Consider the following 12,538-nt stretch of genomic DNA (forward strand, 5'->3'; position numbering starts at 1 on the left):
ATGCTTGTATGGTTCAATCAGGATTCCGCTATAAAGATGAAAGGGGGGGGTGGTGTGTAAACCATAAAGCCGAAAACCTTCCGATTTGTCGTCCAGGTGCTGTCATACCACAGCGCAGTGTCAAGAAGCGCTTAAACAGCCCGTTTTGTAAAAAGCATCCAGAACAATATGAATGCTATCCTTAAGTCTTGCTATTTGTGATGATCAACAATCTGCCATCCTTGCCTTCGCTTGGAATGGCGCGATTGTTTCCTCACGCACATTATTTAACGGATGAAGAAAAGCAGCATTTACAAGAGGGTGCTGATGGCAAGGTGCATGTGTCCTTTAATGGCATCTTTACTCCACCAGAGGAAGCCGCTGTTTATGCGATTCAACATGCGAAGGATAAAAATGAACCGCTTTATTTTGTTGTGTGCCCAGACGCGGCAAGCAGGGGCTTAGCAACAAGATTCAAAGTATATAAAGATGTGTAAGGGCGTATTGATGTCTATAGCTTTTTATGATTCAATAAAAAAGTAAGTATTAAAGAAAAAATCTCAAATCAGAAAATAAAGGTGGTCTAAAAGGTGGGCCAAAAAAGGTGGACGAGAGGGGGCGTTAAGTGAGGGCGATTCATCGGTTATCAGCATCATTCGTAAAGACGTCTCCGCAGGGTAAATATTGTGATGGGGCAGGGCTATGGTTGAATGTTCGAAAAGACAATACACGCTCTTGGTTTTTTCGCTATACGCACCACAATAAGCGCCGTGAAATGGGACTTGGTCCTGTTACGAAACTCTCTTTAAAAGAAGCGCGTGAGCTTACAAGATATTATAGTGATATTCTTAAAGAAGGCAATGATCCTATTGTCTTTCGAGAACAGACTATTTTAAAACAGCAAAGCAATATTTTTCAAGAAATTGCAAAAGCGGCTTTTGAAAGCAAAAAAGCAGAGTTGAAAAATGAAGGTAAAAACGGCCGCTGGTTTTCTCCACTAGAGTTGCACGTGATTCCACATATAGGTAATTTACCTATAGAAAAATTAACAGCCAATATCATTCGCAATGTTCTCGCACCCCTTTGGCATGAAAAAGCAGACACAGCGCGAAAAGCACTTAACCGTATCAATATTTGCTTGAAATATGCTGCGGCTCTTGGTTTAGATGTTGATCTACAGGCTTGTATGAAAGCACGCGCTCTTTTAGGAAAACCCCGTGCTACACCAACAAATATTCTTGCTATGCCATGGCAAGAAGTTCCGGCATTTTATCAGAGCTTGGATGATAATATCCTTTCAAATTTAGCACTGAAGCTCTTGATTTTGACTGGAGTACGGTCGTATCCATTGCGCTATTTGCGCCTTGAACAAATTGATAAAGATATATGGACGATACCCAAAGAAAATATGAAAGGTATTGTAGGGAAAGTTTCAGACTTTCGCGTGCCACTAAGTGATGAAGCTTTGAGAGTTATTGAAAAAACTCTCCCCTTTGAAAAGAATGGTTTTCTATTTTCTGGTCTTAAAGGCAACCCCATTTCTGATGCTACCATGGCAAAATATATGACAGTTTGCGGCTTAACTTATCGTCCCCATGGTTTTCGTTCAAGCTTACGGGATTGGATAGCAGAAACAACGTCAACACCGTTTGAGATTGCAGAAACGGTTCTTGCCCATTCAGTTGGGAGTTCAGTGACAAAAGCTTATATGCGAACGGATTTTTTAGAACAGCGACATGTTCTCTTGGAACAGTGGGCTTCATTTATAACAGGATAGAATTTTTACAATTACCTCTGCAGTGTTTTTTTTAGTTATTTTGACGAGAAATTTGATATGTCCAATTTTGTGAAAATAACAGTTTTAAATGTGTAAAGCTATTATTGATAGTCTCCATGAGACGAGCAAAATTAAGAAACCATTTTCTAAAGAATTTTGCGCGTCTCAGAGTATGTTTAGAGTCGGATATTTGGTTTTTGTGTAAAAATACTTACAAACGCATCCATAATACGTGAAAAATCAAGGGCTAATAAGAGTATAATGATTACAATCCATTTTGTATAACGTGACATCACTTTTATACTTTTGTAGGTCATGATAATTTCTTGAAGGATTTCTTTTTCTCCTTCTGTAAGCTCTGTATCGTCTTTTGTTTTTTTCTTAGCCATGTTTCCACCCACACACACGTTCGCCCTGCTTGTTATGCTTTAAGATATCTCTTGCTAAATTGGAACTGATGACGTTAACATCTTGCCTCTCTAAATAAATTGGCAACCAACCAACACAAGAGACATACTTATTTGTCCCGCAACCAACGAGAGAGAGCAGTACGCACATCAGTATCACTTTTCTGATTAACTTCATTTTCCACCTCCAGCCGTGTTGTTGCTGCTTTTAAGGTTTTTTCTGTTTGCTTTTGCTGTTCTGCCTTTTTTCCAAGGGTAAAAGCTTTTGCCAAAGCCATAAAAAAAGCGGCTAGAGCCGCGCCTATTAACAGCAGATTTCTTTTCATCCATAAGATCATAAACGGTGTTCCTGAAAACGTTTAGCAACAAAGAAAATGCCAGCACATGCGGCTAAAACCATAATGGTAGCAAATGCCCATTGCACTGGACCATTGCCTGCTAATAAGCCTCCAAGCCCTGAAAAAGAACCAATAACTGGTGCAAGAGCTTCAGCTTTAAAAAGTCCCGTTGGTGCTTGCGTTTCTACGGTTTGGTAGTTAGAGGAAACAAAAGCACCTTTCGCCCATAAGCCTGCTTCTGCTGCACGCCGGTGTGCGAGACCTTCAAGACGCTTTCCGCCTGCTTTGGTCCATTTCTGTAGCTCTGCAGGGACAGCTTCATATTCACCTTGATTGAGCTTTTTTAACAGTGTCGAGTTACAAAAGGCTGTTGTTCCTACATTATAGCAAAAGGAGACTAAAGCCGCGAATTGTTCATCTGTTAATGAAACTGTAACAGCGCGTTCAACAGCATTTTCAAATTGTCTTAAGTCTTGGCAAAGAAGTTCTTCTGCTTGCTTTTCAGTGATTGCCATGCCTTTATGAACAAAAGGTTTTCCAGCATTGTTTGTATGTCCATAACCTATTGTCCACACCCCAATGGCATCTTTATAGGCGTTTAAACGCAAACCTTCCCATTGTTTGATAAGTGCAAGTCCTTCTGATGATATTTTTCGCATATGCTTCTCCATAAAAAAAGCTCCGCAAAAAGCAGAGCTGGATTAAAAAAATTGACATCTTTCTCATTCGGAAAGATAGCTTGGTTAAGCTTCATGTCGCTTTTTCATTGGAACAAAAGAATGTATTTGACATTGTAATAATTGTATCTTATAAGTTACAAATGTTTACAGTATACAAAACAGAGCATTTTATAAAATGGCTAGATTCTTTAAAAGATGAGATTGCGCAAGCGCATATTGTTAAACGGATAGCAAGAATAGAAACGGGATTTCTTGGAAATGTAAAATTTTTCCGTGGAATTGGAGAGTTAAAAATACATCATGGTCCTGGCTATAGAATCTATTTTGTAAAACAAGGTAAACAAATCATTTTGTTATTAAATGCGGGTGATAAATCTACACAACAAAAAGATATCGAAAAAGCTCTTCAATTAGTAAAGGAAATGAAACATGGAAATTACTAAATTTGACACAAGTGAATATTTCAAGACACCTGAGACACAAAGGATTCTTTTAGAAGATGCTCTTGAAAGCAAAGATAGTAAGTATCTTGCCCATGCTCTTGGTATAATAGCGAAAAACCAAGGAATGAGTAAAATCGCCCAAAATACAGGGCTATCAAGAGAGTCTCTTTATCGTTCTTTAAGTGATAAAGGCGACCCACGGCTTTCTACTTTTCTCAGTGTTTTGAGTGCTTTAAATTTGCAGATTAGCTTAACGCCTATCCAAAATAATTGTAAGGAACAAGCAGCTTTAGAAGAAGCATCTTGACTACCTCCCCACCTTTAAAGATGGGGAAGGGAGGTATTTAAGCAATCTTTTAAATGAGGGGCTCTACATCTGGTTTATAACCTATCATGTATCCTCTTCGTCCATATGGATGACGCCTTCGCCTTCGTCGCATGCGTTAGGTGGGGCGTTTGGGTCAAGGGTATCATCTTTGTCTGGTGTGGTGTTTGCAACGTTTCCAGCTGTGTTTTCTTGGGCTTCATCAAAAAGCTCGCAATCTATTTTTGTAGTGTAACCACCCGTTTTATCAAGTTTGTGCTTAACACTTTTGATGCGCCATTCTGCTGGAATATAGGGGCGGAAAGGGGGCTCCTGAACAAGCTTTGCTTCTGCTTGTACAAAGGGATCACCACCAATATCACATGAGAAAGAAGATTTCCCACGAGATGATTTATTGCGATAAGCCGCAATGGCTGCAACAGCTTCTGATTGATTGTGGTAGGTATATTTGAGTTCATGAAACGGTGCGTTACCAACTTTGACTTCTTTTTTTTCACCAGTGCGGATGTCATGATAGTTTGCGATAACACCGCCTTTTTTCTCTTCTTCTTGCTCTTGATTTTCAGGTGTTTCTGCTGCTGTCTCTACTTTAGGCAAATTGGGGGCGTCACTTTCATCCATATGGATAACATCTTCGCCTTCTTCAATTTCCTCTGGCTCTCGTGCATCAGCGGCGGCTTTTTGATCATCTCCTGCATCTGTTGCTAAGCCGTTTGCTGCTCCTGCTTCATCACGCGCACTGTATTTAAAATCCCAAGAGGTACAGAGTTTTTCATGGATAATAATAACGGGGAGTGTTTCACCGGTGATGGCTTTGCCTTCCCCCCGTTTAGCCAAAACAAGCTTGCCATCAACGGGTTTTGCTACCGCATCATATCCTCCTGCAAGGCGTGCGGCAAAAGCCATATCGCTTTCAGCTGTTTGATCAATGTGACGCACAACAATTTTAGCAAGAGCAGGGTCAACTTTTGGTGTATAGCCATTGCGCTCTGCTATCTCTTGAACAATACTACCAAGGGTTTGTTGGTGGTAAGATTGGCTTTTGGGTGTTCTATAAGACGTGTTCATTGATGCGGCGCGTCCTGTCACGCTTAAGCTTTGTGGTGGGCTGCTTACAGAGATTTCATCAATCAGATAGGCTCCCATATCGCGATTTTTGCCCCCTTCATAGCCAAGTGTGACAGAAATGATTGTTCCGATGAGAGGAATATCGAGAAAGCCGTTATCACTGTCACGGGCGCGGTCATCAAGCTCTATAGTGATGCGGTTACTTTTGTCTTCTGCTTCATCGGTAATTTCAATCGATAAAACATAGTCCATCAGCATTCTTGTGATGTCCTCTCCATTTGCCAGAACCATGCAAAAAGGTTTCATGATTTGCTACCCCAAATTCTGATTACTGGTGTGGCTTTCGGATAGGGGAGGGTTGGTAAGAGTATCGTGATGCCTGCTTTTAAAATGGGTCCATAGTCTGCAAGCCCCAAATTCGCTGCATAGACGCGTTCAACAGCAAGGGCTTGTTGACCCTTTGCATAGTATCTCCAGCAAATGGCATCAACCATATCACCATCTTTGGTCATATAAAGATCACTCATAGGTCTTCACCATATTCTCTCAACTTTATTGTAAATTCTTGTTTTTTGGGGATGCCATTATGATGAAAAATGCTTTGTTTTTCCTCTACAGAAAGAATGACAAACTTACCTAAGATTTTGCCTTGACCAGTCACAAGAATGTGAGGTCCTTCATGTGCCATTTGCCGTAAATATTCGAGCTGTCTGTGACCACCTTTGAAATCTGGATAAATCACACCAGTTAAAGAAAATTCCGCATTTGCAACGGCAGGCAATTGAAGAGCTGCTTTGCTCCCCAATCGTCCTTGCTCTACCCATGGAACCCCATAAGACATATCAAGTGTTTGATAAGCTGCTGTTTCAATCGAAAAAATAAAACCACCCAAAGCTAACATCATGGTATTTAATCCGAAAGGCTAGAGGCTATGGCTAAACGTTGCTGTTTTGCATAGCGTTCAAGTGCTTGATTGACAGCGTCTCTGATTTCATCTTTAAGACCATTGGGGACGGAAATATTTAAATTTGAAATCATCACACGGGCATCTACTTCTATCGGCTTATGAACGGTAATGGGCTTGGGAGCTTTAAAGGCACCCACTTTTGCATTTGTAGCCTGCATTTGTCCTGTTTCGACTATGCCTGCATTAAAACCACTCTTGCGTTTTTCAGGTGGGGTATTTGTAACCACTGCTGTATCCAGCATTCTTTTTGCCTGTGTATTGGTTTCTTCGGTAAAGGTTTTAATGGTCTGCGTTGAAGTCTTGTCTATTGAAACATTAAACCCTAACTTTTCTTTCACCCAATTAGGCATCCAACTGGTTAATTTCTTCATCATATTGCCAAAACCGTTATACAGATCATCCCATTTGCTTTTGATGCCCTCCCAAAGCCCATTAATAAGATTGGAGCCTATTTCCATTAAATCGACACCAAACAGCCATTCAATGAGTTCATTGATTTTTTTCGAAATCCAAGAAAGTGGTGAAAAGTTTTTAAAGAACGTCAAGAGGTTATTGAAAACATTACTACATAAGCTGTAAAAAGAATCCCATAGCTTGCTTATAAAGCTTATGACTGTATCCCAATGTTTGTAGAGCAGATATCCAGCAGCAACAAGAGCTGCAATGCCGCCAATTATCCAGCCAATAGGTGTGGTCATGATAGCAACACCAAGCGATATAAAAGCAGAACTAACGGCAGTTATTGCCGAAATCAGTGTACCTACAAGAGTTAAAGCAAGACTGGCAACTGCGGAAGCAGCTGAGGCTAATGCTGAAAGCAGTGATCTTCCCAGAGTTGCGGAAAATCTAATAAAAGCTTTATCTGCTGTGATTATTTTTGAGAGCAGGGATTTTCCAAGTTTTACAGCCAGATCGGTAATTTTAGAACCAACAGAAGTGAAGGCTGAAAGCACTGGTCCTGAAAGAGCGAAAGCAAGCCTGATAAAAACTGCGCTTACTATGGTTAGTGATGTAAGTAGCCAGCCATTGATTTTGTCCCAATTTTTGTAGAGCAAATATCCAGCGCCTACAAGAGCTGCGATGCCGCCAATTAGCCATCCTATGGGCGTTGTCATTATAGTATAGCCAAGTGTGACAAACGCTGCTCCCGCTGCGGCTAATGCGGCAATGAGTGGACCAAAAATGAATGAACCAAGAGCTACAAGCCCCACCTTGAAAAGGGTTATTTCACCAATCAGAGGTTCTAGCCATTGGAACCAGCCTTTAATCCTCTCTGTGAGATCACTGATGCCTTTTCTTAAATCAGAGGTAGGATTAAGCAAATCATTAAAGACTTTTCTTAAGGTTTTCGCCCAGCTCGCAACGGTTGTTTGGATGAGGTCACGGTTTTCATCAATCAACTTTGAAAAACCGTCAACCATATCATTGATCACGGGCATAAAACGGGCGCCAATAAAGCTCGCGATACCGCCTATTTTTTTCTTAAAAGCACCAAGCTTGTCACTCAAATCTGCGGCATAGCGTGCGACATCGGCACCTATCAGCCATTTTCCTTTCCGCGCCTTTGCAAACAGCTCTTTAATGGGTGCCATGCCTTGTGCAAGCATGGTCGCCATTTCTTTACCATCGCCCCCAAACAGCAGAGCGGCAATATGCTGTCTTTGTGCTTGGCTTTTCATCTTACTCATCTTGTCGGTAATTTCTTCTAACAAGACAGAAGTGGATTTGAGTTTTCCAGAAGTGTTTTTGACAGAAATGCCAAGTGCTTCAAAGCCCATCATGCCTCTTTTTTGTCCGGCATATGCTTGTGCTGAACGCCTATTTAAAACCGCTAAGGATTGTTGAAAAAGTTCGGCAGAAGTGCCTGAATTATCGGCTGCATCACCCCATAATTGAAGTGATGCAACACTCATATTTAAATGGTGTGATGCGTGATAAAGACTATCGCCCAGATGCATGGTTTTCATGGTGAGGGCGGTCACACTTGCCACAAGACCCCCACCAGCAAGTCCTAAGACACCAGTAAAGACTGAAGCACGACTTGCCGCCACTCCAAGAGCACTTTGAACGCCATGAAGGCTTTTTGTCATGTTTTTGACAGCAGCAGAAAAGCGGGGAATACCCAAACTATGTGAGAGTGTTTTTGACAATGTATCGAATTTCTTTTGTACACGTTTAAGAGGCGCGGTGAGTTTATCTTCAAGAGACAATTTCACCTTTGCATCAGCAACTTTTTCACTCATTTTGTTTTACACCTTTCTGCTGCTTGTTTTCGCCAGAATATGAGTTCTTGTAGTTCCATTTCCATCATGTCTGAAAGGGACCAATGGAACACAATGGCAATATCGGCTATGAGTTTAGCGGCGGTTTCCCAGTCGAGGTATCCCGCCGTTTGATAAAAGACTCCAAAATCTCTCCAATGCTTGACAAATCATTGATGTCGAGTTCGCTGATAGCCTCATGCGGCCATTCAGAAAGACGTGCGATCATAGCAATTGTTTGCTCTACGCCTTCTTTTTTGTCGATTGCTTGCAAATCTTTTGTTTTGGGGCGCCGTAAGGTAATTGTGGTGTGCTCTTTTCCTTCAAAGGCAATGGGTATCAATAATTTATGTGTAATGCTTGTTTGGACGGTCATTTTTATAATCCTATATTGTTTTTATGGTCTGCGAGTTGATTGACGCCATTGAATTTTCTCACCAAGTTGAGGACATCTATCTCAACGATTTCAACGTCCTTCTGGACATATTTGAAATATTGCAATGTGAATGTTGCTGTAGAAGTTGCTTTGCTGCCCGGTTGCCATTCTGCCATTTCAAAGCCTTTGCATAGTCCTCTCATGGTCATGACAACACCTTCTGCTGGTGTGCCTTGCGCTTGCATTGAACTTCGTAATGAGATATCGACATCCGTGCGCCCCAACAGTGCCATCAATTCTGGAGAGCAATCAGAAATGGTCATGCTAAGTGTGAGGGTTTCAAGACCAAGGTCAACTTCAATAGAGCTATCCATGCCTCCACCACGATAACTTTCAACAACCAAACTCAAATTCGGTAATGTTACGCTTTCACATTTTGCTTGATAGGGAATGCCGTCGACAAAAATGTTAAAATATTTCAAAACTCTTGGTAAAACGGGGATAGCCATTAAAAAATCTCCTCTAGGTAATCATTGATGATTTGTGAACGGAACGTGATGTGTTCTGCGGGTGTTGTGGGGGTAAATTCGACATTGAAATAGACTCTGCCGCCTTCAATGGCGCTTGCTGTGTTAAGCTCTAGATCAGGTGTACAGCGTCCACCAAGAATGGCGCCTTGTGCTTTCAAATCACGCAAATAGGCATTGACGCTTTCACTGACATCATTCATGTAGGTCTTTTTGATATTGCGGTCGACAGCCCATAGATGCCCGCGCAAAATGGCGTCATTAATCATATCTGCGGTTCTCACCACCGATAAGAAAGCAAACTTTGTATCACTTGAAAGGGTGCGATTACCCCAAAGACGATAACCGTTTTCGCGGATAATTGTTGTGATGTTTTGTTCGTTAAGAAGGTTGGCGCGGCTGGATCTGTCCCCAATGGAAAAATCAATGGGGCGCGCAGTTCCAACAATGCCATTTATCACTTTGTTTGAAGGAGAATGCCAAAAACCATGTGTAAAATCAGTTTTAGCAATGACACCAGCAACCGCTGCACTTGATGGCTGTTCTATAGTTTTTCCATCACGATTCACCTTTACAAATGGATCAATAAGAATGGCGCGTTTTGAATCAAAATCTTTTGCTGTGCTAAGGGCTGCTTCATCTGTGCTATTTGGTGCATCAAGCACCACAATCGCACGCAAACGCTCGGCAATGCCAATCAATTCTGCTGCTACGGGGTTGGCAGTTGCACCAGTTCCATTCTCTTCAATATTCACACTGGAAGGGCGTTGATGTGTAAAGCCTGGCGCAATCAGAATGCGTGGTGTTTGTCCTACAATGGATTGTGCTCCAATGAAAGCATGAACACCTTCATAAGCACCATTTGCGTTTACACCACCCAGAATATTGGTGAGTGTTGCATTTTCGTTGTCACCCTCGTTCACGCGTACGACAACGACAATTGCTCCTACTTGTTTAAAAATAAGATCAAGGGCATTGGGTAAAGTGCCGCGTCGTTTGCCTGTTCTATCGAGTTTTGCAGCTTGTGAAAGAGAGCCTGCTACCAAAACCGGTGTGTTGAGAGGGAATGCTCGGTCATCGGCATCGGGTGCTGTGCCAACAATTCCGATAACTGCAGATTGAACCGCGCGAAGAGGTCGGGTGCCGTCGTCGACCTCGTCAACTTCAACACCGTGTAGAAAACCTGTTGCCATACTTTATGCTCCTTTAAATGAGGGGTGAATGAAAATGAATGGGAAAAATGAGGGTTGGATTTGAAATCGCACCCTTTAAAACAGCAAATCATAAGGATTTTGGTTCACTCGCATTTCAAATGCGAGTGAATAGTAAAGGGTAGCATTTCAAATGCGATCCTTTGAAAACAACAATATGTGAAATAATTTTTTAAAAGCATATTGACACTAATAAACCCTCATGTTAATCGAATCACAAGTGCTAGAAACACTAAACCATTAGCGGATAGGTCACGTAAGATCTCTCCCATGCATTTAAAATACTGATTGTCTTTTATGCTATTATTGGCATATAACGATTTTGTCGGGTGTAGCTATGCTATACAATACCTTCTCACGAAGGGAAGACATAGCGACGGACTAATGGCCGTGTTTCTAACGCCCGGCACCCTTGGGGGTGTCAATAGAGACATTAAAACCATTAGGAGTTCATCATGAACAATTTAGTGACGATCAACAATGCTGGTATTGCTGTTACAACTTCTTTAAAAATTGCAGAGGGTGTGGGTAATACGCATAAAACAGTTATACAGTTAGTACGCAATAATCGTAAGGATTTTGAAGAGTTTGGTTCACTTGGATTTGAAATCCAAGTGAGTAAAAGAGACGGTAAAGGTGGTCAAAAGAGAGAAGTTGCTATTCTCAATGAACCACAAGCCACTCTACTCATGACCTATATGCGTAACAATGATACGGTGCGTGCATTCAAAAAAGCACTCGTTAAAGCTTTCTATGATTTAAAAAACCAGTTAATTGATAATGACCGTGATACACGTTTTGATTTTCCAAGCAACTGGGATGAGATGGGAGCTACTGAAAAAGCTGTTTACATTTATGGACCGCTTCACATGCATCTTGTGAAAGCCTTTACATTAGCAGAAGAGAGCAAACATTACAAAACGCTTGTTGAAGAAGCTAAGCGGGTTTTAGCAAATCCGATTGCAAAAGTAGCTTAGACCTACAATATAATTTTATCTCCTCGTCTTTTAGGCGGGGAGGTGGTTAATGCCGTAAAATATCTTTACATAATACGTATTATACGTATAATATGTATGATACATTAAAGATAGGATGTGCATATGAAAAAATATAGTTTTACAGATGTAAACCGTGGTGCTGGCGATATTTTAGACGAGGCTATGTCTACACCTGTAGCTTTAACAAAGCGAGGGCGTGAAAAAATCATTATGCTTCCTGTTGATTTATATCATGAATTAATAAAAGCGCGTTCTTGCGCACAATCTTTTGTTTACGCAGATGCACCGCAAAATATATTAGATGATTTAGATCGTGGTTTAGATGACATTTTGAATAGTGATGAACATGTTTAAAGCGGGGGATGTTGTTCAATATTATTATTTATGGCACGAACAAGCGCAAAAAGGTGAACATTCAGGACGTAAAGCGCGTCCTTCCTGTGTTATGGTTAAAACTGAAAGCCATTTCTTTTTGTTTCCTATCACTTCTCAAGAGCCTATTAATTTACAATATAGCTTAAAAGTACCTGAGATAGAATGTAGACGTGCGGGGTTGCAAAAGCAATCTTGGGTGCGTGTTGATGAATTTAATGTTGTTCCTTGCGAATCTTTGTTTGACTTTGAAGATTTAAAACCACAAGGGCGTTTTAGCCTCGCTTTCGTGCGTAAAATTGCACTTAAAATTAAAGAAGTTAAAGCAATAAAACCACTTGGAAAAGTCTCTAGAGACTGAGTGATACAATTAAACAGCGTGGAGTGTTGGAATTTTGCTAACATCTGTTTCACGTTCAGCATGCCACGCATCATAATTGGCTTGCATGCGTAACCATATGGCAGCTCCATTCCCAAACATTTTGCCAAGACAAGCCGAAAGAGAAGGAGATATAGGCTTTTCGGCATTTAGAATATCATAGAGATGTTGACGTGATATACCAAGCATCTGCGCAATTTCTGATTTTGTTTTGCCTGTTGCTGGAATAATATCTGCTAAAACTTCTCCTGGATGAGTAGGACAGCGGTTTTTATCTCTTTGTGCAGGAATGTCATCCATAACTGTATCCTTTCTTAATAAAGTGAATACGAAGTTTAAATTCTATTTTCCTCTTGCTCTCCAAATCAATGAAGAGAGAATAACAACCATCACCATGCTCCATAAGACTGACACTGTCAGTCAAAAAGCT

General features: G+C 41.1%; 19 protein-coding genes and 2 pseudogenes. 8 read left to right on the forward strand and 13 right to left on the reverse strand.

Translation table 11 applies throughout. The annotated features are described in order from the left end of the window. The 3 genes and pseudogenes from ACFINM_RS08580 to ACFINM_RS08590 all read left to right on the forward strand — a co-directional run. A pseudogene (locus ACFINM_RS08580) lies at positions 1-185 on the forward strand (hypothetical protein); the annotation flags it as partial. A 66-nt stretch (positions 186-251) separates the two neighbouring features. Continuing rightward, a pseudogene (locus ACFINM_RS08585) lies at positions 252-434 on the forward strand (filamentous hemagglutinin); the annotation flags it as partial. Positions 435-604: 170 nt separating this feature from the next. Then, positions 605-1,756: a tyrosine-type recombinase/integrase gene (locus ACFINM_RS08590; protein ID WP_375641089.1), complete on the forward strand. Its 1,152-nt coding sequence runs from the start codon at positions 605-607 to the stop codon at positions 1,754-1,756. A 176-nt stretch (positions 1,757-1,932) separates the two neighbouring features. Here ACFINM_RS08590 and ACFINM_RS08595 read toward each other — a convergent pair whose 3' ends face one another. Genes ACFINM_RS08595 through ACFINM_RS08610 form a run of 4 tightly spaced genes read right to left on the reverse strand, consistent with a single transcriptional unit; the run spans position 1,933 to position 3,160 of the window. After that, positions 1,933-2,145 carry a hypothetical protein gene (locus ACFINM_RS08595; RefSeq protein WP_375641090.1) on the reverse strand — a complete coding sequence of 71 codons (213 nt, stop codon included), beginning with the start codon at positions 2,143-2,145 and terminating at the stop codon, positions 1,933-1,935. Beyond that, positions 2,138-2,341, reverse strand: a complete 204-nt coding sequence (locus ACFINM_RS08600) for a hypothetical protein (RefSeq protein WP_375630024.1) — start codon at positions 2,339-2,341, stop codon at positions 2,138-2,140. Before ACFINM_RS08600 ends, ACFINM_RS08595 begins: the two co-directional genes overlap by 8 nt. After that, a complete protein-coding gene (locus ACFINM_RS08605) occupies positions 2,274-2,501 on the reverse strand; it encodes a hypothetical protein (protein ID WP_375630023.1) in 228 nt (75 codons plus the stop codon). The genes ACFINM_RS08600 and ACFINM_RS08605 overlap by 68 nt, the downstream gene beginning before the upstream one ends. Beyond that, positions 2,498-3,160: a lysozyme gene (locus ACFINM_RS08610; RefSeq protein ID WP_375641091.1), complete on the reverse strand. Its 663-nt coding sequence runs from the start codon at positions 3,158-3,160 to the stop codon at positions 2,498-2,500. The genes ACFINM_RS08605 and ACFINM_RS08610 overlap by 4 nt, the downstream gene beginning before the upstream one ends. A gap of 161 nt (positions 3,161-3,321) precedes the next feature. Between ACFINM_RS08610 and ACFINM_RS08615 the strand changes: the two genes are divergently transcribed. After that, positions 3,322-3,624 (forward strand): type II toxin-antitoxin system RelE/ParE family toxin, encoded by a 303-nt coding sequence (locus tag ACFINM_RS08615; protein ID WP_212113015.1) that lies wholly within the window; start codon positions 3,322-3,324, stop codon positions 3,622-3,624. After that, positions 3,611-3,931, forward strand: coding sequence for an addiction module antidote protein (locus ACFINM_RS08620; RefSeq protein ID WP_273783426.1), 321 nt, complete (start codon positions 3,611-3,613; stop codon positions 3,929-3,931). Before ACFINM_RS08615 ends, ACFINM_RS08620 begins: the two co-directional genes overlap by 14 nt. Positions 3,932-4,015: 84 nt before the next feature. Here ACFINM_RS08620 and ACFINM_RS08625 read toward each other — a convergent pair whose 3' ends face one another. The 8 genes from ACFINM_RS08625 to ACFINM_RS08660 are packed head-to-tail and all read right to left on the reverse strand — an operon-like array spanning position 4,016 to position 10,341. Continuing rightward, positions 4,016-5,323: a late control protein gene (locus ACFINM_RS08625; protein ID WP_375641092.1), complete on the reverse strand. Its 1,308-nt coding sequence runs from the start codon at positions 5,321-5,323 to the stop codon at positions 4,016-4,018. After that, the gene (locus tag ACFINM_RS08630; protein WP_375641093.1) at positions 5,320-5,544 is read right to left on the reverse strand and encodes a tail protein X; all 225 of its coding nucleotides are present in this window, start codon (positions 5,542-5,544) and stop codon (positions 5,320-5,322) included. Before ACFINM_RS08630 ends, ACFINM_RS08625 begins: the two co-directional genes overlap by 4 nt. After that, positions 5,541-5,921: a phage tail protein gene (locus ACFINM_RS08635; RefSeq protein WP_375641094.1), complete on the reverse strand. Its 381-nt coding sequence runs from the start codon at positions 5,919-5,921 to the stop codon at positions 5,541-5,543. Before ACFINM_RS08635 ends, ACFINM_RS08630 begins: the two co-directional genes overlap by 4 nt. A 5-nt stretch (positions 5,922-5,926) precedes the next feature. Then, entirely contained in the window at positions 5,927-8,227 is a 2,301-nt protein-coding gene (locus ACFINM_RS08640; protein WP_375641095.1) for a phage tail protein, read from the reverse strand. Beyond that, complete coding sequence (locus ACFINM_RS08645) at positions 8,224-8,295, reverse strand: GpE family phage tail protein (RefSeq protein WP_375621809.1); 72 nt, start codon at positions 8,293-8,295, stop codon at positions 8,224-8,226. The genes ACFINM_RS08640 and ACFINM_RS08645 overlap by 4 nt, the downstream gene beginning before the upstream one ends. A 38-nt stretch (positions 8,296-8,333) precedes the next feature. Beyond that, entirely contained in the window at positions 8,334-8,621 is a 288-nt protein-coding gene (locus ACFINM_RS08650) for a phage tail assembly protein (RefSeq protein WP_375641096.1), read from the reverse strand. A gap of 2 nt (positions 8,622-8,623) precedes the next feature. After that, positions 8,624-9,130 carry a phage major tail tube protein gene (locus ACFINM_RS08655; protein ID WP_375641097.1) on the reverse strand — a complete coding sequence of 169 codons (507 nt, stop codon included), beginning with the start codon at positions 9,128-9,130 and terminating at the stop codon, positions 8,624-8,626. After that, positions 9,130-10,341, reverse strand: a complete 1,212-nt coding sequence (locus ACFINM_RS08660; protein WP_375641098.1) for a phage tail sheath subtilisin-like domain-containing protein — start codon at positions 10,339-10,341, stop codon at positions 9,130-9,132. The genes ACFINM_RS08655 and ACFINM_RS08660 overlap by 1 nt, the downstream gene beginning before the upstream one ends. Positions 10,342-10,814: 473 nt before the next feature. Between ACFINM_RS08660 and ACFINM_RS08665 the strand changes: the two genes are divergently transcribed. The 3 genes from ACFINM_RS08665 to ACFINM_RS08675 all read left to right on the forward strand — a co-directional run bounded on the left by ACFINM_RS08665 (position 10,815) and on the right by ACFINM_RS08675 (position 12,090). After that, positions 10,815-11,336, forward strand: a complete 522-nt coding sequence (locus ACFINM_RS08665) for a Rha family transcriptional regulator (protein ID WP_375641099.1) — start codon at positions 10,815-10,817, stop codon at positions 11,334-11,336. Positions 11,337-11,459: 123 nt separating this feature from the next. Beyond that, complete coding sequence (locus ACFINM_RS08670; protein WP_375641100.1) at positions 11,460-11,711, forward strand: type II toxin-antitoxin system Phd/YefM family antitoxin; 252 nt, start codon at positions 11,460-11,462, stop codon at positions 11,709-11,711. Further along, positions 11,704-12,090 (forward strand): hypothetical protein, encoded by a 387-nt coding sequence (locus tag ACFINM_RS08675; protein WP_375641101.1) that lies wholly within the window; start codon positions 11,704-11,706, stop codon positions 12,088-12,090. The genes ACFINM_RS08670 and ACFINM_RS08675 overlap by 8 nt, the downstream gene beginning before the upstream one ends. Positions 12,091-12,099: 9 nt before the next feature. On the opposite strand, the gene ACFINM_RS08680 is transcribed toward ACFINM_RS08675, so the two are convergent. Then, positions 12,100-12,408 carry a HigA family addiction module antitoxin gene (locus ACFINM_RS08680; protein ID WP_375641102.1) on the reverse strand — a complete coding sequence of 103 codons (309 nt, stop codon included), beginning with the start codon at positions 12,406-12,408 and terminating at the stop codon, positions 12,100-12,102. Positions 12,409-12,538: the final 130 nt, after the last annotated feature.

Origin of the sequence: Bartonella sp. AA168HLJHH (assembly GCF_042197365.1) — a bacterium.
Lineage (GTDB): Bacteria > Pseudomonadota > Alphaproteobacteria > Rhizobiales > Rhizobiaceae > Bartonella.